Genomic DNA, 23,271 nt, shown 5'->3' with positions numbered 1-23,271 from the left:
CTCGTTCCCACAAGAGGTTGCGTGCCTGGGATGCAACGCGATCGCTGTGGGGACGAGCCTGCTCGCGATGGCGATGCAACAGGCAACGGCAATCTCAGGGCTTGGTCCTGGCATGCGCCGCCAACCGCTCCAGCGCGGCACGCAGCTTGGGATCGCTGATGCCGTCCGCCGTGGCCTGGATCGTCGCGGCTGCATCGCTGGACAGGTCCAGCGTATGCCCCTTGGCGATGGCCTGTACCGTGGGTGGCTGGACCTTGAACAGTACCCGCGTCAGGCCGGCAAACTCCTCGAATGCCTGCAATTGGCGCAGCAGGCGCTTTTGCTGGTAGCGCAGGCGCGTGGCCCAGTGGCCGTCGGTGACGATCAGCAGCAGGCAGCCTTCGCGCCAGGACGCCACATGGCAATGTTCCCGTGCGGCCGGCTGCAACTGGCTGTCCAGCAGCCGCTGCAGGTGACCCAGGCGCCTGGCGTGGCCAAAGATGGCTTTCAGCGGCTTGGCTTCGCGCAGCAGAACGGCGGGAGCCTTGGCTGGAAGAGGGCGAAAGGCCATGGATGCAATTACCGCAAATGACAGAGGCGCCATGGTAGCAGAAAGCGTGCGCCGCGCCGCGACCCTGTCGCCCGAGGCCCCTACAGGCACAAACCCTGGTAACTTCTGCGTTTTTCGGGTTGAACTTCGCGTAAAAGCCCTTATTTTAGGAAAGCCCCGTCACAGCGCTGTGCCAGCATCGTGGAATAACGCCACTTTCCTCACCATCGTTTCCGGGTAGAATGCTCGTTCGCATGCGGCCATGAGGGCTGCACGGGCGACTCACGGGGCCGCCCTCCATCCCTTTAGTGTGGAAGATCCTGCCGATATGTTTGCGCCTTTGTTAAAGAAACTCTTTGGAAGCAAGAACGAGCGTGAAGTCAAGCGCATGCTCAAGACGGTACAGATCGTCAATGCCTTCGAAGAGCAGATGGTGGCCCTTTCGGACGATCAGTTACGCGCCAAGACTGCCGAATTCAAGGACCGCATCGCCAAGGGGGAAACCCTCGACCAGCTCCTGCCCGAAGCCTTCGCGGTCGCTCGCGAAGCCGGCAAGCGGGTCATGGGCATGCGTCACTTCGACGTCCAATTGATTGGCGGCATGACCTTGCACGAAGGCAAGATCGCCGAAATGCGCACCGGCGAGGGCAAGACCCTCGTGGCGACCCTGGCGGTCTACCTCAACGCGCTGTCCGGCAAGGGCGTGCATGTGGTGACGGTCAACGACTACCTGGCCCGCCGCGACGCCAACTGGATGCGCCCGCTTTATGAATTCCTCGGGCTGAGCGTCGGCGTGGTCACGCCGTTCCAGCCGCCGGAAGAGAAGCGCGCTTCCTACGCCGCCGATATCACCTACGGCACCAACAACGAATTCGGTTTCGACTACCTGCGCGACAACATGGCGTTCAGCCTGGATGAAAAATTCCAGCGTGAACTCAATTTCGCCGTGATCGACGAAGTCGACTCCATCCTCATCGACGAAGCCCGTACGCCCCTGATCATTTCCGGCCAGGCCGAGGACAGCTCGAAGCTGTATACCGAGATCAACAAACTGATCCCGCAGCTCAAGTTGCACGTCGAGGAAGTCGAGGGCGAAGTGACCCAGGCCGGTCACTACACGGTCGACGAGAAGACCCGCCAGGTCGAACTCAACGAAGCCGGTCACCAGTTCATCGAGGAAATGCTCACCCGTGTCGGCCTGCTGGCCGAAGGCGAGAGCCTGTACTCGGCCCATAACCTGGGCCTGCTGACCCACGTCTACGCCGGCCTGCGTGCCCACAAGCTGTTCCATCGCAACGTCGAATACATCGTCCAGGACGGCCAGGTCGTGCTGGTGGACGAGCACACCGGCCGTACCATGCCGGGCCGTCGCTTGTCCGAGGGCCTGCACCAGGCCATCGAAGCCAAGGAAGGCCTGAACATCCAGGCCGAGAGCCAGACGCTGGCCTCGACCACCTTCCAGAACTATTTCCGCTTGTACAACAAGCTGTCCGGCATGACCGGTACCGCCGACACCGAGGCCTTCGAGTTCCATCAGATCTACGGCCTGCAAGTGGTGGTGATCCCGACCAACAAGCCCCTGGCGCGTAAAGACTACAACGACCTGGTGTTCCTGACCGCCGAGGAGAAATACGCGGCGATCATCAATGACATCAAGGAAGGCATGGCCCAGGGCCGTCCGATCCTGGTGGGTACCGCCACCATCGAGACTTCCGAGCACATGTCTGCCTTGTTGACCAAGGAAGGCATCGAGCACAAGGTCCTCAACGCCAAGTTCCACGAGAAGGAAGCCGAGATCATCGCCCAGGCCGGTCGCCCGGGGGCGCTGACCATTGCCACCAACATGGCCGGCCGGGGTACCGACATCCTGCTGGGCGGCAACTGGGAAGTGGAAGTGGCTTCCCTGGAAAACCCGACCCCCGAGCAGATCGCGCAGATCAAGGCCGACTGGCAGAAGCGTCACCAGCAGGTGCTGGAGTCCGGTGGTCTGCAGGTGATCGCCTCCGAGCGTCACGAGTCGCGCCGTATCGACAACCAGCTGCGTGGCCGTGCCGGTCGCCAGGGCGACGCCGGTTCCAGCCGTTTCTACCTGTCGCTGGAAGACAGCCTGATGCGCATCTTCGCCTCCGACCGGGTGAAGAACTTCATGAAAGCCTTGGGCATGCAACCCGGCGAGGCGATCGAGCACCGCATGGTGACCAATGCCATCGAGAAAGCGCAGCGCAAGGTCGAAGGCCGCAACTTCGATATCCGCAAGCAACTGCTGGAGTTCGACGACGTCAACAACGAACAGCGTAAAGTGATCTATCACATGCGCAACAGCTTGTTGGCGGCCGACGACATCGGTGAAACCATCGCCGATTTCCGCCAGGAAGTGCTCAACGCCACCGTCAGTGCGCACATTCCACCGCAGTCGTTGCCCGAGCAGTGGGACATCGCCGGCCTCGAAGCGGCCTTGCGCAGCGACTTCGGCGTGTCGCTGCCGATCCAGCAGTGGCTCGACGAAGACGACCACCTGTACGAAGAGACCCTGCGCGAGAAACTGCTGGCCGAACTGATCGCCGCGTACAACGAGAAGGAAGACCAGGCGGGCGCCGAAGCACTGCGTTCCTTCGAGAAGCAGATCGTGCTGCGGGTGCTGGACGATCTCTGGAAAGATCACCTGTCCACCATGGATCACCTGCGTCACGGTATCCACCTGCGTGGTTATGCCCAGAAGAACCCCAAGCAGGAGTACAAGCGCGAGTCCTACACGCTGTTCTCCGAACTGCTGGATTCCATCAAGCGCGATTCGATCCGTGTGCTGTCCCACGTCCAGGTTCGCCGCGAAGACCCGGCCGAGGAAGAGGCCCGTCTGCGTCAGGAAGCCGAGGCTCTGGCCGCGCGCATGCAGTTCGAGCATGCCGAGGCACCGGGACTGGGCGCGACCCAGGCCCATGAAGAAGGTGTCGACGTGGACGTCGCGGTAGCGACCGCGCCGGTACGCAACGAGCAGAAACTGGGCCGTAACGAGCTGTGCTACTGCGGTTCGGGCAAGAAATACAAGCATTGCCACGGGCAGATCCAGTAACCCCGTCTCAACGCTGAACCACCCGCGCCGCGACTCACCATCGCGGCGTTTTGCCATTTGATCCATCGCTCCGCTGGGGGCGGTGCTGATTTACATTTTTTAAGGAGCGCATTCATGGCTGTTGGTCTTGGTCCGTTGCCAACGTTGCACCCGGTCGCCGGTTTCGAACTCGGTATCGCCTCGGCGGGCATCAAGCGTCCGGGGCGCAAGGACGTGGTGGTCATGCGTTGCGCCGAAGGCTCGACGGTGGCCGGCGTCTTCACCCTCAACGCCTTCTGTGCCGCTCCGGTCATCCTGGCCAGGCAGCGCGTGCAAGGGCCGGTGCGTTATCTGTTGACCAATACCGGTAACGCCAACGCCGGTACCGGCGCGCCGGGCCTGGCCGCCGCCGAGCGTACCTGCGCCAGGCTCGCCGAACTGACCGGCGTCGACGCTGCCCAGGTGCTGCCGTACTCCACCGGTGTGATCGGCGAGCCGCTGCCGGTAGAAAAAATCGAAGGCGCGTTGCAGGCGGCCCTCGATGACCTGTCGGAAAACAACTGGGCTGCCGCCGCCACCGGCATCATGACCACCGACACCCTGCCCAAGGGTGCGAGCCGCCAGTTCCAGCACGATGGCGTGACCGTTACCGTCACGGGCATCAGCAAGGGGGCGGGCATGATCCGCCCGAACATGGCGACCATGCTCGGCTACATCGCCACCGACGCCAAGGTGTCCCGCCAGGTACTGCAGGACCTGATGCTCGATGGCGCCAACAAGTCGTTCAACCGCATCACCATCGACGGTGATACCTCCACCAACGACTGCTGCATGCTGATCGCCACCGGCAAGGCCAACCTGCCAGAAATCACCGAAGCCAGCGGCCCACTGTTCACGGCCCTGAAGCAGGCCGTGTTCGAGGTATGCATGGAAGTGGCCCAGGCCATCGTGCGCGACGGTGAAGGCGCGACCAAGTTCGTGACCGTACAGGTCAACGGCGGTGGCAACCACCAGGAATGCCTGGACGTCGGCTACACCGTGGCGCATTCGCCGCTGATCAAGACTGCGCTGTTCGCCTCCGACCCGAACTGGGGCCGGATCCTCGCGGCTGTCGGGCGTGCCGGCGTGCCGGACCTGGACGTGAGCAAGATCGACGTGTTCCTGGGTGACGTCTGCATCGCCAGCCAGGGTGCCCGTGCCGCCACCTACACCGAGGCCCAGGGGGCGGCGGTGATGCAGCAGGAAGAAATCACCATCCGTATCGAACTGGGACGTGGCGAGTGCAGTGAAACCATCTGGACCACCGACCTGTCCCACGAATACGTGAAGATCAACGCCGAATATCGGACCTGACAAGGGCTGGGGTCGAGCCGCTCCTGCCGCGAGTGGCTCGCTCCCGCCGTCGAGGCGATCTTCGTGCTTGCGAGAGCGGCATGGCAGATAGCAAGAAGCCGCTGGTCTGTGGTCCATGTCCAGGGCATCCACCAATGGCCGGCACTGTAAAGTCGCATCCCGCCGGCCAAGAGGAAACAGTACGGTGAAACGAATCCACGTCGCCGCGGCCGTCATTCGAGACGCCGCCGGCAAAATCCTGATCGCCCGCCGGGCCGATACCCAGCACCAGGGTGGCCTGTGGGAGTTTCCCGGAGGCAAGGTCGAGGCTGATGAGTCTGTCGAAGCGGCCCTGGCCCGGGAACTTCACGAAGAGCTGGGCATTGTCGTCGGTGCCGCCCGGCCCTTGATCAAGGTGCGCCACGACTACCCGGACAAGCAGGTTCTGCTGGATGTCTGGGAGGTTTCGGCGTTTACCGGCGAGCCCCATGGCGCCGAGGGGCAGCCGTTGGCCTGGGTCACGGCCCGCGAGTTGTCGGATTACGAGTTTCCGGCGGCCAATCAGCCGATCGTCGCGGCGGCGCGTCTGCCGGGCGAATACCTGATCACGCCCGAAGGCCTCGAAACACCGGCCTTGCTGCGCGGCATGCAGAAGGCTATCGCCGGCGGGATCAGGTTGCTCCAGCTACGCGCCCCCAATGGCTATGACCCGCAATACCGCGACCTGGCGGTGGATGCGGCGGGGCTGTGCGCCGGCAAGGCCCAACTGATGCTCAAGGGGCCGTTCGAATGGCTGGGGGATTTCCCTTCCGCTGGCTGGCACATCACTGCCGCACAGTTGCGCAAGCATGCGGCGGCGGGTCGACCGTTCGGCAAGGACCGCTGGCTGGCGGCCTCCTGTCATAACGCCGAGGAGTTGTCCCTGGCGCAGCAGATGGACGTGGATTTTGTGACGCTCTCGCCTGTTCGACCGACCCAGACCCATCCCGAGGCCCAGCCGTTGGGATGGGAAGAGGCCGCGCGGTTGATCGAGGGCTTCGACCGGCCGGTTTATCTGTTGGGTGGGGTCGGCCCTGGCGAACGGCAACAAGCCTGGGCAGCCGGGGCGCAGGGTGTGGCGGGGATCCGGGCGTTCTGGCCTGGGACATGATTCTGTGGTGTGGCTGCTGACGCCATCGCGAGCAAGCTCGCGATGGCGGCCTCAAGAACGATTCAGCCCCCAGGCTTGGCCGCCGCCTCCCAAAGCACTTCGGCAACCCCCTGGCGCCGGGCGATCACCCTGGCTGCCACGAACAACAGGTCCGATAACCGATTGATGTAGGCCAGCCCTGGCCCGGTCAACGGTTCCACGGCGTTCAAATGCTGGCAGCGACGCTCGGCACTACGTGCCAGGCTGCGGCAGACATGGGCCTGGGCCACCAGGGTCGAGCCACCGGGCAGGATGAAGTTCTCCAGCGGCCCCAATTCCTCATTCCATTCGTCGATCGCGGCTTCCAGTCGCTGGATTTGCGCAATGTTCAGGGCCTGGTAGGCCGGCATGGCCAGTTCACCGCCCAGGTCGAACAAGCGGTGCTGACAAGGCGCCAGTACCTCGATCACCCCTGCCAGCTGCGGGTGTCGCGAGGTTTCAGCAGCGAGACCGGCCAGCAATAACCCCAACTGGCTGTTGAGCGTATCCACTTCGCCGATGGCCTCGATCCGTGGATGGTCCTTGGCCACGCGGCGACCGTCTCCCAGCCCGGTTTCACCCTTGTCGCCGGTGCGGGTGTAAATCTTCGACAGGCGAAAGCCCATGTTCAACGCTCCAATTGCTTGTTTTCCTGCGGCGCCATCGAAGCGCCCGCCAAAGGCAGGCGCAGGGTGAAGCAAGTGCCCTGGCCTGGCGCCGACTGCACTTCCATCTGGCCCTTGTGGTTGTTGGTGATGATGAAATACGACACGGACAGGCCCAGGCCTGTGCCCTGGCCGACTTCCTTGGTGGTGAAGAAGGGCTCGAAGGTACGTTTGCGTACGTTTTCGCTCATGCCGATCCCGTTGTCCTCGACCTGGATTTCCGCCCAGGGCGGATTGAGCCGGGTGCGCAGGATGATGCGCCCCGGTTCGCTGTTGTCCTGGCGTTGGTGGATCGCTTGGGCAGCATTCTTCAACAGGTTGAGCAGTACCTGTTCGAGTTCGTTGGCGGTGCCGGGTACCGGGCCCAGGTTGGGGTCGAACTGGCGGATGATCGCCTGGCCCTTGAAGTCGAAGCCGATTGCCAGGTCGAAGTCGTTACCGGCGATCTCCACCGCCTGGTCGATCAGCGCCGGCAGGTCGCAGGGTGCCATCTGCCGGGTGCTGCGCCGGCTGAAACTGAGCATGTGGGTGACGATCTTCGCCGCCCGGGCACCGGCCTGCTGGATGCCGTCCAGCAGCTGCGGGATATCCCGCCCTTCGAGGTAGCGGTTGACCACCTGCAGCTCGATGCCCAGTTGTTCGGCCTGTTCGAGATTCTTGGGCAGTTCCGGCGACAGGCGCCGGCGAATGTTCTGCACGTTGTGCAGGATCGCCCCCAGGGGGTTGTTGATCTCATGGGCCATGCCAGCGGCGAGGCCGCCAACGGAGAGCATTTTTTCCGATTGCACCATCATCTCTTCCAGCGACAGGCGCTGGGTGATGTCATCGATCCGGATCACCACTCCTCGCCCGGCGCCACCCATCAGCGGGTAGAAGGTCAGGGCGTAGTGCCGCGCTTCATCGTCCTTGGTCCAGGTGACGCGTTCGATCTTGGCAACCGTATGCTGTTCGACCGTCTGCTTGAGTTGCGGCAGGTAGGGCTTGAGGGGCTCGAAGGCGAGGAAGATCGGCTGGTTCAGGGCTTCGTCCAGCCGGGTCCCGGAGAGGGCGCTGGCCTCCTGGTTCCATTGGGTCACGTAAAGTTGTTCATCCAGGGCGATCAGTGCCGACGGCATGGAGTCGATGATGCTGTTGAGGTAGTTCTGGAAGCCCGTGAGCTTTTTCTCGATCTTGCTGCGAACCTGGACTTCCAGCTCCAGCTTGCGATTGGTGTGCCGGGTTTCTTCCGCCAGGCCCTGGGCCTGGTCATAGGCGGCCTGGGAGTCGTCCCGGGCGCGCTTGAGTTGCTGCTCCCGGGCCTCGATGCGTGACAGCATGGTGTTGAACGCTTCGGCCAGGCTGCCGATTTCATCGTGGTTGCCCCGGGCGGCCCGCAGGGAGTAGTTCTCCTCGCGAGTGACCTGGCGCGACAGTTCTTCGAGCTGATGAATCGGCTGGGTGATCAGGCGCTTGATCTGTTGGGCGATGACGAGCCACAGCAACACGCTGAAAATCAGGATGCCGAGGCTTGCCGTCAGAGTGCCGGTGTAGAACGCGGTGGGCAGTTCGCTGCTGGCGACCAGTAGCAGGTGTCCCGGGGACTGGCCGGGGCGGGGCAGGGTGATGACCTGGTTGCTGCGGAATTCGCCAGCCTGCCAGGCCTGCATGGTGCGGAAATGCTCTGGCAGCTTGAGCTTCTCGCCCTGCTGCAACTGCGCCAGGCGCTCCCCGTCGCCGTCATACAGGGCCGCCGCTCGCAGGGGCGCATAATTGTTGAGCTCATCGAGCAGGCGCCTGGCGTTTTGCGGCGATTTCAGGGCATCGGAGATCAGGCTCGGGTTGGCGATCAGCCGGCCGATGGTCTGCAGGGCCTGGGGGGCCATGCTCTCCTGGGAAATGTAGTAGGCGGCACTGATAAAGGTCAGGTTGGCCACCAGCAGGACGGTGGTCAATAACACCAACAGGGCGGCCAGCAGCTTCTGGCCGACCGGCAGGTTTTCAAGGCGCTGGCGCAATGGCATCAGACTCGTCGCAAAAAGGGAACACGAGGCCAGCGTAGCCGCTGCTCAGTCGCTGGGCAATCCGAGGTTGTCCAGGTAAGCGATCAGCCGCTGGCGCAGTTGCTCCAGGTGCGGGACTGCCAGCTCATGGCGTTGGGCGACCTTGCAGGCATGGCCGAGCAGGTAGCTGATTTCGGTGCGACGCCGATGGGCTACGTCCTGGTGCATGGAGGAGTAGTTGGCGGCGGTGGCCTGGATCACCCGTTCGACTTCCGAATGCAGATCCTCGGCAGCGGCCGGCTGTCCGCAGCGTTCGAGCAGATCGGTGAGTTCCGCGCACAGGGTCGCGACTTCGCAGCGATGGTCTTGCAAGCCGCCATTGCTGCATTGATGCAGCACGGTGAGCGGGTTGATCGCACAGTTGAGCGCCAGTTTGCGCCAGAGCCGGGTGAGGATGTCGGCGCTCCATTCGTGGGGAATGCCGGCGGCGCTCAGGTCATCCAGCCAGATCGGCGCCACGGGGTGGGCGGGGTCACCCAGCCACGTATAGCCGTGACCGGCGAACACCACGCGCCAATCGCCATCGCGAAAGGCGCCCTCGGTGCTGGAGGCGCTGATACAGCGGGCCTGGGGAACGCGGTTCGCCACCGCATCCTGGCTACCGAGGCCGTTCTGCAGCAGGATCAGCTCCGAGTCGGCGCCGAGGCGCCGGGCCACCGAGGCCACGGCCGCCTCTGCGTCATAGGCCTTGCAGGCCAGCAACAGGCGTTTGATCGGTTCGGGACTGTTCGCCGTTTCGCCCGCCACCTTGTAGCACTGCGAATGGCCCTGCTCCACCAGCGTCAGGCCGCCGGCAGCCTGGTATGCCTGCAACCGTTCTTCGTTGCGCAGGATCAGTCGCACCGGCAGGCCGGCCCGGGCCAGGCGCGTCGCCCATAATGTGCCGAGACTGCCGGCCCCCAGGACATGCCAGGTGGTGGACATCAGTTTTTCACTCGGTTTGGCGCAGGCATCTTGGGGGCTCGCGGTATGGGGTGGAAAGACTCGTTATAATGAGCGCGATTTTAACCACAAGCCAAGCGCGCGCCTTCGTTACTGGCGCGTCTTTTTTATTGGAGAACACTACATGCCGTCATTCGACGTGGTATCCGAACTCGACAAACATGAAGTCACCAACGCGGTTGAAAATGCCGTCAAGGAACTCGACCGTCGTTATGACCTCAAGGGCAAGGGCAGCTTCGAGTTCAAGGAAAAGGAACTGACCGTCAACCTTACCGCCGAAGCCGACTTCCAGCTCGAGGCGATGATCGAGATCCTCAAGCTTGCGCTGGTCAAGCGCAAGATCGATGTGCAGTGCCTGGAGGTCAAGGACGCCTACGCTTCGGGCAAGCTGATGAAGCAGGAGGCCGTGCTCAAGGAAGGCATCGACAAGGAGCTGGCGAAGAAGATTGTCGCCCATATCAAGGACGCCAAGCTCAAGGTGCAGGCCGCCATCCAGGGCGAGCAGGTGCGCGTGACCGGCAAGAAGCGTGACGACTTGCAGGAAGCCATCGCGGCCCTGCGCGCCAAGTCATTCGACATGCCGCTGCAATTCAACAACTTCCGCGACTGATATCAGGTTGTTCGCATGACGGTGGCGAGGGCGCTTGTCCCCTCGCCACGAACGGGAAAAAGGAGAACACGATGGACTTGAACGCAGAAGTGGACCACTTGATCAAGGCTTCCCAGGCCTGGATTCCGATGATCATGGAGTACGGCAGCCGCGTGCTGCTGGCGATCGTGACCCTGGCCATAGGCTGGTGGCTGATCAACAAGGTCACGCAGAAACTCGGTGCGCTGCTGGCCCTGCGTAATGCTGACCTGGCACTGCAGGGGTTCATCAGTACCCTGGCGAACATCATCCTGAAGATACTGCTGGCCATCAGCGTCGCTTCGATGATCGGTGTGGAAACCACCTCGTTCGTCGCCGCCATCGGTGCCGCGAGCCTGGCGATTGGCCTGGCATTGCAGGGCAGCCTGGCGAACTTCGCCGGTGGCGTGCTGATCCTGCTGTTCCGTCCGTTTCGCATTGGCGACTGGATCGAGGCCCAGGGCGTCGCCGGTACGGTCGACAGCATCCAGATCTTCCACACCGTGCTGCGTACCGGTGACAACAAGACGGTGATCGTGCCCAACGGCAACCTGTCTAACGGCATCATCACCAACACCAACCGTCAGCCGACCCGCAAGGTCGTGTTCGATGTCGGCGTGGACTACCAGGCTGATCTGCAAAAGGCTCGGGAAGTATTGCTGGAGCTGGCCAAGGATGAACGCGTGCTGAGCGATCCGGCGCCTGAAGCGGTGATTTCCACCCTGGGTGACAGTTCCATCACCGTGTCGTTGCGGATTTGGGTCAAGACCGCGGACTACTGGAACGTGATGTTCATGCTCAATGAGCAGGCCCGGGATCGTCTGAAGGATGCGGGCATCGATATTCCGTTCCCACAGCGGGTGATCCGGGTGGTTCAGGAAGGCGCGCAGGCGTAGATTTTCCTGAAGGTAGGCTGGCTTGCCAACGATGCTTCCGTTTGAGTGACTCGTTGGTAAGTGCCCTGGATATAAGCAATAAAAAAGGCCCATCCGAAGATGGGCCTCTTTTTTGATTACCGCGAACAGACTTTCGGCAATTACAGAACCGAAATCGGGTAGTCGACGATCAGGCGGAACTCTTTGATATCGCCTTCACCTTCGTCGGCGTTGGCGTGGTGCCAGGCTTGACGAACGCGGAAGGAGAGATCCTTGGCTGGGCCAGACTGAACAACGTACTTGGCTTCCAGGTTGGTTTCGTTGTGCTTGCCGTCTTCGCCATACAGACCAGCGTAGGCGCTGCCAGTTGGAGTGTTGGTGCCGTCGATGTCCCAGCCTTTCACGTAACGGGTCATGAAGCTCAGACCAGGAACGCCATACTCGGCCATCTTCAGGTCGTAACGGATCTGGGCAGATTTCTCGTTAGGACCGTTGAAGTCGGAGTACTGGATGGAGTTGGCGAGGAAGATCGAGTCGCCGCCGCGGTTGTTGGTACCCACGCCGATGTAGTCGAACGGAGTATCACCGTTGATCTTCTGGAAGGCGACCGTAACGGTGTGTGCTTTCAGGAACGAGTAAGCAGCAGCCAGGGAGAAGGCGGTGTTGCTGATGTCGCCGGCTTTGGCGCTACCTGCGTCGGTGGTGCGGTAGATGTTACCGTCCAGGTTCAGGGACTGATCGCCACCCATTGGAATGGTGTAGTTCAGGTTACCGTAGTACTGGTTCCAGATGTCTTCCAGCTTGGCGCCGTAGACCGATGCGCTCAGGTTGTCAGTGAACGCGTATTTGCCACCAGCGTAGTCGATGGTGTTGGCTTCGACGCCGGCGTAGGTCGCCCACAGGCCGCCGTCGCGAGCGTTACGGTCCTGGCTGGTGCCCGAATAGAAGTGACCGGCTTCGAGGTCAAGATTCTTGACTTCGCTGCTCTGCAGTTGGAAACCGCTGGCAGTTTGAGGCAGGACGCGGGAGCCGCCAATTGCAAACACTGGAGCAGTGCTTGGCTGCATGTCGCCGACTTTCAGCTCGGTTTTGGAAACACGGAACTTGATGGCCGCGCCGGCTTTACCTTGGCTGTCGTTGACTTCGCCATCGGCGTCGCGGCTCATGTTGCCTGTGCCGCCAGTACCGTCGCCGCCGTCCAGCTTGAGTGCCAGGTAACCGAACGCATCAACGCCGACACCTACAGTACCCTGGGTGTAACCGGAGCTGAAGTTGCCCCAGATACCTTGGGTCCAGTCTTTCTGATCGGTTGCACCATCTTTCCGATCGCGGTTGAAGTAATAGTTGCGCAGCAGTAAATCGAGCTTGGCGTCTTCAACAAAGCCCTTGGCTTCAGCCTGGTCACTTACGAACGGTGCGGCCGTAGCCATTTGTGTACTGGCTGCTGCAGCAACGGCCAGTGCGATCATGCTCCACTTCATCACGCGCATCGTGATTTGCTCCTTTGGTTTTAGAAGAGTACTGCCGTCCCACCTGTTTTTTTATCTGGGCGGCTCTTTCTTTTTTGTGTCGGCGCAAACTTATATCACGCTGACCCTATTGGCGATACTTGCCCATTCAACCTTGCAGCTTCTTTACGACCATGTCGCCAATGGCTCGATCCATGTCGCAATGAGGCTGTTCCGACGCAATCGGACTTGCAACTTGAATGCTGCTTATTTTTTTTCAGCGTCGGTGTAAAGAGTCCTTTATTACTGCGCCTGAAGCTCCCTGAGGGCAACCTTGCCACTTTATTTATAGGCCTGCAGGTTTCGCGTCCGGCGGTGCCCTGTAGGCGATGTCAGAATGAATGCAACAAGCATGCACAAATTCGAATTTTCGTTCACGTTTTTTTCACATTCTGCCTTCGGGTGCGGTGAAACCTCATGAAACCGGGCTCCAAAGGCCTTGTTTTAAATAGGGTTGACTGTCGGGGCGCTCTCGTGTTTGAAGCATGGAAATGCCGCGAGACAACCAAAAACGTTACCGGTTCACCCTGTCGAGTGAGTAAATCCCGGATGTTACGTGCTCTGAGCGTAGACGCATTGTGCGGTTTTGGTGCAAAAAACTTCGAGAAAAACACTGGGGCCCGATCTACCGCCGTTTTCCGACGCGCTCCTCCTGCCCGTTTCTGTATTCGGGTGCGCTGTGTTGGTGCGATCGGTTCCGGCTCGGGGTCGATCTGCTCTGAAAAATGACGTGGGCGTCCAACTATGGATGTCACGCCGTGAACGTTCAGTCATTCGCGAGTATGCTGCCGGTCTATGTCCGAGTCATGCCCCTGGATGGCTTGAACCGGCTGTTTTCATCACGAACGAGGAGTACCGCAGTGTTTGCCTTAGATCCACGACTGCAACAAGACACGTTGCCCATTGGCGATTTCCCACTGTGTCGGCTGCTCTTGTCCAACGATTCGAATTACCCGTGGTTCATCCTCGTGCCGCGACGGGAAAATATCAGTGAATTGTTTCAGTTGGATGACACGGATCAACATCGGTTATGGAAAGAGACCACGATGCTGGCTGAAGTCCTCAAGGATTGCTTTGATGCCGATAAACTGAATGTCGCGACCCTGGGTAATGTCGTCAGTCAATTGCATATGCATGTCATCGTGCGAAAACAGGACGATGCGGCCTGGCCGGCACCGGTCTGGGGCAAACACCCGGCCCGGCCCTATACTGCAGAACAGGTAAGGGCTATTCGTGAGCGCTTGCGGGTAGCCTTGACCGATGATTTCAAGTTTATGGAGGGCTGAACCATGAATCTTGAAGAGCGTGTGACCGATCTGGAAACGCGCCTGGCGTTTCAGGATGACACCATCCAGGCATTGAACGATGTGTTGGTGGAGCAGCAGCGGGTGGTCGAGCGGCTGCAGTTGCAAATGGCGGCCTTGCTCAAGCGACAGGAGGAAATGGCCGGGCAATTCGAGTCCGTCGAAGAAGAGGCGCCGCCTCCCCACTATTGATACGCCCGTACGGCAGGCCATAAAAAAACCGCGAGCAGCCTGGCTGCATCGCGGTTTTTTTACGCTGAAGTCAGCGGCGCGGTAGCGCTGCGATCACATCTTCGGCCTGCAGGCCCTTGTCGCGGTGCATCACGGAGAACTCCACCCGCTGGCCTTCGACCAGTACACGGTGGCCTTCGCCACGAATGGCTCGGAAGTGCACGAAGATATCATCGCCGGAGTCGCGGGAGATGAAGCCGAACCCCTTGGAGGTGTTGAACCATTTCACCGTGCCGGTATCACGGTTGGACATGTCGTAGTTCTGCGGTGCCGCGGCCGGCGAGGACTTCTTGTTGTAGAAGCTGACGGCCAGGTGCAGGGCTACGGCGAGCAGCGCAGCGGTCAGGCTGAACAGAACGGCCGGATGACCGGCGATTTCCGGCAGGGGAGCCAGCAGGCTGAGGGTTTGCAGGGCAACGGCCAGGACCAGCAGTGCGCTGACCAGGTTTTGCAGTTGATGACGTGGACCTTTGTGCCAGTAAGGGATGACAGGCGCGAGGATCAGGTTGAGCAGGCCGAAAAAGGCCAGGTACAGCGCATCGGGATGTTGCAGGTAAGGTGTGGCTTCGGAACCCAGGCTAGGGATGAAGGACAGCAGCAGGGCAGCTGCGCCCATTAGCAAGTGGACGATTTTCAACATTTTGATTGGCTCACGGTTAAGACAGATCACAAGGAAGAGCTGCTCGAGGACGGTTCGCTTCGGAACGATGAGAGGCGTTGGACACGTACTCGAATCAGCCTATGCGCCACGCCCGGAAAATAAGCGTAGCGACACACTGTCTATTTAACAGTAAAGCCCGGGCCTTCTCAAACGGGTTACGGGCGAGTGCCGCGCTGTTCGTCGGCGGGAAAACCGGGCGGGTCCTTGAAGGTCTTCACCAAAGGGCGTTGAATTTCCTGGCGCCCTGCCTTGTCAGTTCAGGGAGTGCAGGCGATTTGTCGCAGGGTGCGAGCGGTAACACCCGCTAGAGTGAAAGGACCGCCGTTGAATTCATCACCGTCAGGAGACCCACCAACATGGCAATAGATATCGGTATCAGTGAAGAAGATCGCAAGTCCATCGTCGATGGGCTGTCACGTCTGCTGTCGGACACCTATGTGTTGTACCTCAAGACCCACAATTTCCACTGGAATGTCACCGGTCCCATGTTCCGGACCCTGCACCTGATGTTCGAGGAGCAGTACAACGAGCTGGCGCTCGCGGTGGATCTGATCGCCGAGCGCATCCGTGCCCTTGGCTTTCCCGCGCCGGGTGCCTACTCGGTGTATGCGCGCCTGTCCTCCATCAAGGAGGAAGAGGGTGTGCCCAGTGCCGAGGACATGATCCGGCAACTGGTGGATGGCCAGGAGGCGGTGACACGCACGGCGCGTGGTATTTTCCCGCTGCTGGACAAGGTCAGCGACGAGCCCACCGCCGATCTGCTGACCCAGCGCATGCAGGTGCACGAAAAGACCGCCTGGATGCTGCGTTCACTGCTGGACGAACGGTAAGGCCGGGGCGGGCGGTGATGTGTTGCCCGACATCGCCGTCCGTTTGGGGTTACCGTTGCTGCTCTTTGTATCGGCCTTTTCGATCAGTCCACAGGCTTCCTCTGGGATAACCCATCGTGTGTAGGACGGCGTAATTCGTCGCCGGCTTGCTGTTGGCTTGTCCTACGTTGATGGTCATAAAGTCATCTGGATCTGGGCACCCCCGTTGAGCTTCCATGGGGTCACAGATTGGTTGTCCTGACTGAGAGGTTCGTATGGCAAAGGAGTGTCAACGGTATGATTCAAGGAAAAGAAGCCAGGGAGGGTGCGCAGGGGCGCTATCAGGTCATCCCCGTGGACCCGTTCGTCAGTGGGTTCGACATGCAGTTGGCCCGGCCCCTGTCCCGCTCCATCCGCCTGAACGGGTTCGCCACCTGCCTGCGGCTGGAACAGGTCTACTGGGACATCCTCGGCGACATGGCGCAGCTCAACAATTGTTCCATCAGCACCCTGTTGTCCCATGTGGACAGGGAGGTGCACCTGCGCCATGGCGGGGTGCGCAACTTCAGCGGGCTGGTGCGTGTGGTCTGCGTGGTGCATAGCCTGAAGGAGGCCGGCATGGAAGTTGTGGAACGCCACTGGCGTGGTACGCCGCGTGGTGGTGATTGAGCGGGACCGCAGGTGGATGCTCCCGGGGTGTTCCCGATTCGTTTGCCCTTTCCGGGAAAACGAGTCGGGAACGGTCCCTACGGCTGCACAGGCAGCATTTAATGGATATAATCCCGCTCTTTGCCGCAAAGCCCAGCTTTTGCGTGAGTAACCTGATCGCCGAGACAACCTCCCATGCCGATGTACGACTATCAATGTGCTTCCTGTGGTCATCAGATGGAAGTCATTCAAAAGATCAGCGAGGCACCGCTGGTCGACTGCCCTGCCTGCCAGGCGCCGGAACTGAAAAAGATGCTGTCCATGCCGGGATTCCGCCTTGGTGGCACAGGCTGGTATGAAACCGACTTCAAGACCGGCGCCAAGAAGAACCTGGCCGGTGGCGACAAAGCTGACTGAGTTGAATACGCGCGGGTTCCTGCACGGGCAGGGTCCCCAACCGAATGTCGAATTACGAGAAGTGAAACCACTACCATGATGCGCAGCCATTATTGCGGCCAACTGAACGAAAGCCTGGAAGGTCAGGAAGTTACTCTTTGCGGATGGGTCCATCGTCGCCGTGACCATGGCGGGGTGATTTTCCTCGATATCCGTGATCGTGAAGGCCTGGCCCAGGTAGTGTTCGACCCGGACCGCGCTGAAACCTTCGCCACGGCCGACCGCGTGCGCAGTGAGTACGTCGTCAAGCTCACCGGCAAGGTGCGCCTGCGTCCGGCTGGCGCCGGCAACGCCAACATGGCGTCTGGCATGATCGAAGTGCTGGGCTATGAGCTGGAAGTGCTCAACGAAGCGGAAACCCCGCCGTTCCCGCTCAACGAATACTCCGATGTGGGCGAAGAAACCCGTCTGCGCTATCGCTTCATCGACCTGCGTCGTCCCGAGATGGCCGAGAAGCTGCGTCTGCGTTCGCGCATGACCACCAGCATCCGTCGCTACCTGGACGAGAACGGCTTCATCGACGTCGAGACGCCGATCCTGACCCGTGCCACCCCCGAGGGCGCTCGCGACTACCTGGTGCCGAGCCGTACCCACCCCGGTAGCTTCTTCGCCTTGCCGCAATCGCCACAGCTGTTCAAGCAACTGCTGATGGTGGCCGGGTTCGACCGTTACTATCAGATCGCCAAATGCTTCCGCGACGAAGACCTGCGTGCCGATCGTCAGCCTGAGTTCACTCAGATCGACATCGAGACCAGCTTCCTCGACGAAAAAGACATCATGGGCCTGACCGAGGGCATGATCCGCAACCTGTTCAAGGAAGTGCTGGGCCTGGAATTCGGTGAGTTCCCGCACATGACCTTCGAAGAGGCCATGCGCCGCTATGGCTCCGACAAGCCGGACCTGCGTATCCCGCTGGAACTGGTGGACGTTGCCGACCAGCTCAAGGAAGTGGAGTTCAAGGTCTTCAGTGGCCCGGCCAACGATCCGAAGAGCCGCGTAGCCGCCTTGCGCGTACCGGGCGGGGCGAGCATGCCGCGCAGCAAGATCGATGACTACACCAAGTTCGTCGGCATCTACGGTGCCAAGGGCCTGGCGTATATCAAGGTCAACGAGCGCGCCAAAGGCGTCGAGGGCCTGCAGTCGCCGATCGTCAAGAACATCCCCGAAGCCAACCTGAACGTGATCCTCGATCGCGTCGGCGCGGTCGATGGCGACATCGTGTTCTTTGGTGCCGACAAGGCCAAGATCGTCAGCGAGGCCCTGGGCGCGCTGCGGATCAAGGTAGGTCACGACCTGGAACTGCTTACCTGTGAGTGGGCGCCGATGTGGGTGGTCGACTTCCCGATGTTCGAGGAGAACGATGACGGCAGCTTCACCGCGCTGCACCACCCGTTCACCGCACCCAAGTGCACGCCGCAGGAGCTGGAAGCCAGCCCGGCGACCGCGCTGTCCCGTGCCTATGACATGGTGCTCAACGGCACTGAACTGGGTGGCGGTTCCATCCGTATCCATCGCAAGGAAATGCAGCAGTCGGTCTTCCGCCTGCTGGGCATCGACGAAGCGGAACAGGAAGAGAAGTTCGGCTTCCTGCTGGACGCCCTGAAGTATGGTGCACCACCCCATGGCGGCCTGGCTTTCGGCCTGGATCGCCTGGTGATGCTGATGACCGGCGCCCAGTCGATCCGTGAAGTGATCGCGTTCCCGAAAACCCAGAGCGCGGCCGACGTCATGACCCAGGCGCCTGGGGAAGTGGATGCCAAGGCTCTGCGCGAACTGCATATCCGTCTGCGCGAACAGCCAAAGGCTGAGTAAGGCTGGCACCTGAGGGCGCATCTTCGGATGCGCCTTTTCGTTGGTGTCGATATTTCTGATTGCCGGCGGCTGCATCCGTGCAGGGCGGGCGATGTTTCAAGAGAGAAACCGGAGCGAGTTATGGCAGGTCATTCCAAGTGGGCGAACATCAAGCACCGCAAAGAACGTCAGGATGCCAAGAGAGGCAAGATCTTCACCAAGTGGATCCGTGAACTGACGGTCGCGGCCCGCCAGGGTGGCGGTGATCCAGGTTCCAACCCGCGTTTGCGCCTGGCCCTGGACAAGGCACTGGGTGCGAACATGAGCCGCGACATCATCGATCGGGCGATCGCCCGCGGCGCCGGTGCGACCGAGGCCGATAACGTCGAAGAGCTGACCTATGAAGGTTACGGTCCGGGCGGCGTGGCGGTGATGGTCGAGTGCATGACCGACAACCGCAATCGTACCGCCGCTGCCGTGCGCCACGCCTTCAGCAAGTGCGGTGGCAACCTGGGAACCGATGGTTCGGTGGCCTATCTGTTCGAGCGCAAGGGCCAGATCAGCTTTGCGCCGGGGCTCGATGAGGACGCCCTGACGGAGGCGGCGCTGGAAGCCGATGCCGACGACGTGGTCGGCCATGATGACGGCTCGTTCGACGTGTTCACGTCGTTCTCCAGCTTCTACGCGGTGCGCAACGCCTTGGAGGCTGCCGGTTTCAAGCCAGCCGACGCGGAAATCGTCATGCAACCGACCACCAGCGCCGAGCTCGACCTGGAGGGCGCCGAGAAAGTCCTCAAGCTGATCGACATGCTCGAAGACCTGGATGACGTGCAGAACGTCTACTCCAACGCCGACATTCCGGAGTCGGTGGCTGAACAGCTGGGCTGATGGCTTCCTTTTAACTGCACGAATGCCGATGTGGGAGCGAGCTTGCTCGCGATAGCGATACTTCAGTCAGCACTGTGCTTGCTGACCCGACGCCATCGCGAGCAAGCTCGCTCCCATAGGTCTGGTCAAATTCTCTTCGAACCGCAGGCGTTATGACTTTAATCCTTGGTATCGACCCTGGTTCGCGTATCACCGGCTACGGTGTGGTTCGCGACACCGGGCGTGGCTGCGTGTATGTGGCTTCCGGCTGCATCCGTACCGGGGCGGGCGAGCTGCATGAGCGTCTGCAGATCGTTTATCGCGGGGTGCGCGAGGTCATCCAGACCTACGGCCCGGTCACCATGGGGATCGAAAAGGTGTTCATGGCGCGCAATGCCGATTCTGCATTGAAGCTGGGACAGGCCCGGGGCGCGGCGATCGTTGCCGGGGCCGAGGAAAGCCTGGAGATCGCCGAATACACGGCGACCCAGGTCAAGCAGGCCGTGGTCGGAACGGGGGCGGCGAACAAGGAGCAGGTGCAGATGATGGTGATGCATTTGCTGAAGTTGGTCAGCAAGCCGCAGATCGACGCCTCCGATGCCCTGGCCATAGCCATCTGTCATGCCCATACCCGTTCCAGTCTCTTGCCTCATGGGCTGGGAACCGCACGCAGTCGTGGCGGCCGCCTGCGTCTCTGATAGCATCTGCGCAATCATTCATGAGCCTGAGCATCGAGTGCCTGTGTCGTCGGCCTCATGCCCCGGTTGTTACCTGCCAGCCAGCGGCTGGCCAACGCCCAAGGATCTGAAACGTGATTGGACGCTTGCGCGGCACCCTGGCTGAAAAACAGCCACCGCACCTGATTCTGGATGTAAATGGCCTGGGCTATGAGCTGGAAGTGCCCATGACCACGCTGTATCGCTTGCCGTCGGTCGGCGAGCCCCTGACATTGCATACCCATTTGGTCGTGCGCGAGGACGCGCAGTTACTCTATGGCTTTGTCGGCAAGCGCGAGCGGGATTTCTTCCGCGAGTTGATCCGCCTCAATGGCGTCGGTCCGAAACTGGCCCTGGCCTTGATGTCGAGCCTGGAAGTCGACGAGCTGATTCGTTGCGTGCAGTCCCAGGACACTTCCGCACTGACCAAGGTGCCAGGCGTGGGCAAGAAAACCGCCGAACGCCTGCTGGTCGAGCTCAAGGACCGGTTCAAGGCCTGGGAAACGGTGCCGGCCATGTTCGCCCTGGTGCCGAACCAGCCGGACGCGCCGATGCCGGCGGCCAGCGCCGAAAACGATGCGGTCACGGCGCTGATCTCCCTGGGCTACAAGCCGCAGGAAGCCAGCAAGGCGATTTCCGCCATCAAGGAAAAAGGCCTGAGTACCGAAGATATGATCCGCCGTGCCCTGAAGGGAATGATTTAAGTGATTGAAGCCGATCGTCTGATCGCCGCCACGGGCGCGCCCCGTGACCGCGAGGAAATCCAGGACCGTGCGATTCGCCCGGTCAGCCTGGCCGACTACATCGGCCAACCGACCGTGCGCGAGCAGATGGAGTTGTTCATCCAGGCCGCCCGCGGGCGCAGCGAGTCCCTGGACCACACCTTGATCTTCGGGCCGCCGGGGCTGGGCAAGACCACCCTGGCCAACATCATCGCCCAGGAAATGGGCGTGTCGATCAAAAGCACGTCGGGGCCGGTTCTTGAGCGGCCGGGAGACCTGGCGGCGCTGTTGACCAACCTCGAGCCTCATGACGTGCTGTTCATCGACGAGATCCATCGGCTGTCGCCCATCGTCGAGGAGGTGCTGTACCCGGCCATGGAGGATTTCCAGCTGGACATCATGATCGGCGAAGGGCCGGCGGCGCGCTCCATCAAGCTGGACCTGCCACCGTTCACCCTGGTGGGGGCCACCACCCGCGCCGGCATGCTGACCAATCCCTTGCGCGACCGGTTCGGCATTGTCCAGCGCCTGGAGTTCTACAGCAACGCGGACCTGGCGACGATCGTCAGTCGCTCGGCAGGTATCCTCGGGCTGCCGCTGGATCCGGAGGGTGCCTACGAAGTGGCCCGTCGGGCCCGGGGCACGCCGCGTATCGCCAACCGCCTGCTGCGCCGGGTCCGGGACTTCGCCGAGGTCCGGGCCAAGGGGCACATTACCAAGCCGATTGCCGACCTGGCGTTGAACCTGCTGGACATCGACGAGCGTGGCTTCGACCATCAGGACCGCCGTCTGCTGCTGACCATGATCGAGAAGTTCGATGGCGGGCCGGTGGGCGTGGACAGCCTGGCGGCGGCCATCAGCGAAGAGCGCCATACCATCGAAGATGTGCTGGAGCCTTACCTGATCCAGCAAGGCTATATCATGCGCACCCCTCGCGGGCGCGTGGTGACGCGGCATGCCTATCTGCACTTTGGCTTAAACATTCCGACACGAATGGGGGAGATGCCAGTGGTAGACGAATTCCTCGATGCCGTGGACGATTGACCGACCTCTTTGCGGCGACTTTTTTCCGGTTCGTGCTGTCCCAGACAACGCCCGGAGCGTCAATGCACTCGAGAATGAAAAAACAGTTGCCTGGCCGGATTGGCAACCTGAGGAGTAAGCACTAGAGTATGCGCGCGCAAAACGGGCTGGAGTCGTTCGCACATCGCTGTCGCGTTTATTACGAGGACACCGATGCCGGCGGCATCGTCTACTACGTCAATTACCTCAAGTTTATGGAACGGGCTCGAACCGAACGGCTGCGGGAACTGGGTTTCGCCCAATCCGCGCTGGCAGGGGAGGACCTGTTATTCGTCGTGCATTCCAGCGAAGCGCGCTACCACGCGCCGGCGCGACTGGACGACGAGCTTCTGGTAAGTGCCGATGTCATCGAATTGAACCGTGCCAGCCTGCGCTTCAAGCAGCAGGTGAGGCGGGCAACGGATAACGCGCTGCTCTGCGAAGGGCAGTTTTTGGTGGCCTGTGTGCGCACCCATAGTTTGAAACCCCGGGCCATTCCCGAAGCTCTACGCGCGGCCTTTGCCGGCGTGAGCGGCGCGGGTACACACTCAGAGCAGGAGATAAAGCGTGGAAGCTAACGTCGTCGACCATTCCTCCATGTGGAGCCTGGTCAGCAATGCCAGCGTTGTAGTGCAGTTGGTAATGCTGACCCTGGTAGCCGCATCGGTGACTTCATGGATCATGATATTTCAGCGTAGCAACATGCTGCGCGCCGGTCGCCGTGCCCTGGAGAGCTTCGAAGAGCGCTTCTGGTCCGGCATCGACCTGTCCAAGCTCTATCGCCAGGCCGGCAGCAACCCGGACCCTGACTCGGGCGTCGAGCAGATCTTCCGCGCCGGTTTCAAGGAATTCTCCCGCCTGCGCCAGCAGCCTGGCGTCGACCCTGAAGCGGTGATGGAAGGTGTGGCCCGTGCCATGCGCGTCGCCATTTCCCGTGAGGAAGAGAAGCTCGAGCAGGGCCTGCCGTTCCTGGCCACCGTCGGCTCGGTCAGCCCGTACATCGGCCTGTTCGGTACCGTGTGGGGGATCATGAACTCCTTCCGCGGCCTGGCCACCGCCCAGCAGGCGACCCTGGCCACCGTAGCCCCGGGTATCGCCGAAGCGCTGATCGCCACGGCCATTGGCCTGTTCGCGGCCATCCCCGCCGTTATCGCCTACAACCGCTTCGCTGCCCGCAGCGAAACGCTGACCAGCCGTTACTACACGTTCGCCGATGAGTTCCAGGCGATCCTGCACCGTAAAGTGCACACCAGCGAAGAATAAGCAGGT

General features: G+C 61.2%; 23 protein-coding genes. 17 read left to right on the top strand and 6 right to left on the bottom strand.

The window, feature by feature from the left end; all coding sequences use genetic code 11:
- Positions 1-94 precede the first annotated feature (94 nt).
- The gene (locus BLP99_RS12420) at positions 95-550 is read right to left on the bottom strand and encodes a DUF721 domain-containing protein (protein WP_072395174.1); all 456 of its coding nucleotides are present in this window, start codon (positions 548-550) and stop codon (positions 95-97) included.
- Positions 551-857: 307 nt separating this feature from the next.
- Between BLP99_RS12420 and secA the strand changes: the two genes are divergently transcribed.
- The 3 genes from secA to BLP99_RS12405 all read left to right on the top strand — a co-directional run bounded on the left by secA (position 858) and on the right by BLP99_RS12405 (position 6,060).
- Positions 858-3,599, top strand: a complete 2,742-nt coding sequence (secA, locus tag BLP99_RS12415) for a preprotein translocase subunit SecA (protein ID WP_092180398.1) — start codon at positions 858-860, stop codon at positions 3,597-3,599.
- 114 nt (positions 3,600-3,713) lie between these two features.
- Positions 3,714-4,931 carry a bifunctional glutamate N-acetyltransferase/amino-acid acetyltransferase ArgJ gene (gene argJ / locus BLP99_RS12410; RefSeq protein ID WP_072395170.1) on the top strand — a complete coding sequence of 406 codons (1,218 nt, stop codon included), beginning with the start codon at positions 3,714-3,716 and terminating at the stop codon, positions 4,929-4,931.
- 184 nt (positions 4,932-5,115) lie between these two features.
- Positions 5,116-6,060 (top strand): Nudix family hydrolase, encoded by a 945-nt coding sequence (locus BLP99_RS12405; protein ID WP_072431884.1) that lies wholly within the window; start codon positions 5,116-5,118, stop codon positions 6,058-6,060.
- 62 nt (positions 6,061-6,122) lie between these two features.
- Here BLP99_RS12405 and BLP99_RS12400 read toward each other — a convergent pair whose 3' ends face one another.
- Genes BLP99_RS12400 through BLP99_RS12390 form a run of 3 tightly spaced genes read right to left on the bottom strand, consistent with a single transcriptional unit; the run spans position 6,123 to position 9,706 of the window.
- Positions 6,123-6,704: a cob(I)yrinic acid a,c-diamide adenosyltransferase gene (locus tag BLP99_RS12400; protein ID WP_072395166.1), complete on the bottom strand. Its 582-nt coding sequence runs from the start codon at positions 6,702-6,704 to the stop codon at positions 6,123-6,125.
- Between the two features lie 2 nt (positions 6,705-6,706).
- Entirely contained in the window at positions 6,707-8,743 is a 2,037-nt protein-coding gene (locus tag BLP99_RS12395; protein ID WP_092180396.1) for a sensor histidine kinase, read from the bottom strand.
- A 45-nt stretch (positions 8,744-8,788) separates the two neighbouring features.
- Positions 8,789-9,706 (bottom strand): putative 2-dehydropantoate 2-reductase, encoded by a 918-nt coding sequence (locus tag BLP99_RS12390; RefSeq protein WP_092180394.1) that lies wholly within the window; start codon positions 9,704-9,706, stop codon positions 8,789-8,791.
- Between the two features lie 142 nt (positions 9,707-9,848).
- On the opposite strand from BLP99_RS12390, the gene BLP99_RS12385 reads away from it, so the two are divergent.
- Both BLP99_RS12385 and BLP99_RS12380 read left to right on the top strand, forming a co-directional pair.
- The gene (locus tag BLP99_RS12385) at positions 9,849-10,334 is read left to right on the top strand and encodes a YajQ family cyclic di-GMP-binding protein (protein ID WP_072395160.1); all 486 of its coding nucleotides are present in this window, start codon (positions 9,849-9,851) and stop codon (positions 10,332-10,334) included.
- A 71-nt stretch (positions 10,335-10,405) separates the two neighbouring features.
- Positions 10,406-11,248: a mechanosensitive ion channel family protein gene (locus BLP99_RS12380; RefSeq protein WP_072395158.1), complete on the top strand. Its 843-nt coding sequence runs from the start codon at positions 10,406-10,408 to the stop codon at positions 11,246-11,248.
- A 140-nt stretch (positions 11,249-11,388) separates the two neighbouring features.
- Here the strand turns inward: BLP99_RS12380 and BLP99_RS12375 are convergent, their stop codons facing one another.
- Positions 11,389-12,717 (bottom strand): OprD family porin, encoded by a 1,329-nt coding sequence (locus BLP99_RS12375; RefSeq protein WP_072395156.1) that lies wholly within the window; start codon positions 12,715-12,717, stop codon positions 11,389-11,391.
- Positions 12,718-13,595: 878 nt separating this feature from the next.
- Here BLP99_RS12375 and BLP99_RS12370 point away from each other — a divergent pair.
- On the top strand, positions 13,596-14,021 hold the full coding sequence (locus tag BLP99_RS12370; RefSeq protein ID WP_072395459.1) for an HIT domain-containing protein: 426 nt from the start codon (positions 13,596-13,598) through the stop codon (positions 14,019-14,021).
- Between the two features lie 3 nt (positions 14,022-14,024).
- Positions 14,025-14,231, top strand: coding sequence for a SlyX family protein (locus tag BLP99_RS12365; protein WP_053146960.1), 207 nt, complete (start codon positions 14,025-14,027; stop codon positions 14,229-14,231).
- A 70-nt stretch (positions 14,232-14,301) separates the two neighbouring features.
- Here the strand turns inward: BLP99_RS12365 and BLP99_RS26705 are convergent, their stop codons facing one another.
- Positions 14,302-14,910 (bottom strand): cold-shock protein, encoded by a 609-nt coding sequence (locus BLP99_RS26705; protein ID WP_072431881.1) that lies wholly within the window; start codon positions 14,908-14,910, stop codon positions 14,302-14,304.
- Positions 14,911-15,287: 377 nt separating this feature from the next.
- On the opposite strand from BLP99_RS26705, the gene BLP99_RS12355 reads away from it, so the two are divergent.
- From BLP99_RS12355 to tolQ, 10 genes are all read left to right on the top strand, one after another.
- Positions 15,288-15,761, top strand: coding sequence for a Dps family protein (locus BLP99_RS12355; protein WP_024776472.1), 474 nt, complete (start codon positions 15,288-15,290; stop codon positions 15,759-15,761).
- A gap of 276 nt (positions 15,762-16,037) precedes the next feature.
- Complete coding sequence (locus tag BLP99_RS12350) at positions 16,038-16,409, top strand: ribbon-helix-helix domain-containing protein (RefSeq protein WP_072395152.1); 372 nt, start codon at positions 16,038-16,040, stop codon at positions 16,407-16,409.
- 174 nt (positions 16,410-16,583) lie between these two features.
- Positions 16,584-16,805, top strand: coding sequence for an FmdB family zinc ribbon protein (locus BLP99_RS12345; RefSeq protein WP_042728755.1), 222 nt, complete (start codon positions 16,584-16,586; stop codon positions 16,803-16,805).
- A gap of 75 nt (positions 16,806-16,880) precedes the next feature.
- Positions 16,881-18,656: an aspartate--tRNA ligase gene (aspS, locus tag BLP99_RS12340; RefSeq protein ID WP_092180392.1), complete on the top strand. Its 1,776-nt coding sequence runs from the start codon at positions 16,881-16,883 to the stop codon at positions 18,654-18,656.
- 120 nt (positions 18,657-18,776) lie between these two features.
- Positions 18,777-19,523, top strand: a complete 747-nt coding sequence (locus tag BLP99_RS12335; RefSeq protein WP_072395148.1) for a YebC/PmpR family DNA-binding transcriptional regulator — start codon at positions 18,777-18,779, stop codon at positions 19,521-19,523.
- Between the two features lie 152 nt (positions 19,524-19,675).
- Complete coding sequence (ruvC, locus tag BLP99_RS12330) at positions 19,676-20,200, top strand: crossover junction endodeoxyribonuclease RuvC (RefSeq protein WP_024776477.1); 525 nt, start codon at positions 19,676-19,678, stop codon at positions 20,198-20,200.
- 113 nt (positions 20,201-20,313) lie between these two features.
- On the top strand, positions 20,314-20,922 hold the full coding sequence (ruvA, locus tag BLP99_RS12325) for a Holliday junction branch migration protein RuvA (protein WP_072395144.1): 609 nt from the start codon (positions 20,314-20,316) through the stop codon (positions 20,920-20,922).
- Positions 20,923-21,984, top strand: a complete 1,062-nt coding sequence (gene ruvB / locus BLP99_RS12320; RefSeq protein ID WP_072395127.1) for a Holliday junction branch migration DNA helicase RuvB — start codon at positions 20,923-20,925, stop codon at positions 21,982-21,984.
- Positions 21,985-22,112: 128 nt separating this feature from the next.
- Positions 22,113-22,580: a tol-pal system-associated acyl-CoA thioesterase gene (ybgC, locus tag BLP99_RS12315; protein ID WP_072395125.1), complete on the top strand. Its 468-nt coding sequence runs from the start codon at positions 22,113-22,115 to the stop codon at positions 22,578-22,580.
- Entirely contained in the window at positions 22,570-23,265 is a 696-nt protein-coding gene (gene tolQ, locus BLP99_RS12310; protein ID WP_072395123.1) for a protein TolQ, read from the top strand. The genes ybgC and tolQ overlap by 11 nt, the downstream gene beginning before the upstream one ends.
- The last annotated feature ends 6 nt before the right edge of the window (positions 23,266-23,271 follow it).

It is taken from the genome of Pseudomonas sp. NFACC32-1 (genome assembly GCF_900101215.1).
Taxonomy (GTDB): domain Bacteria; phylum Pseudomonadota; class Gammaproteobacteria; order Pseudomonadales; family Pseudomonadaceae; genus Aquipseudomonas.
Note: the sequence above shows the minus strand (reverse complement) of the source record. Positions and strands in the feature narration are given on the sequence as shown.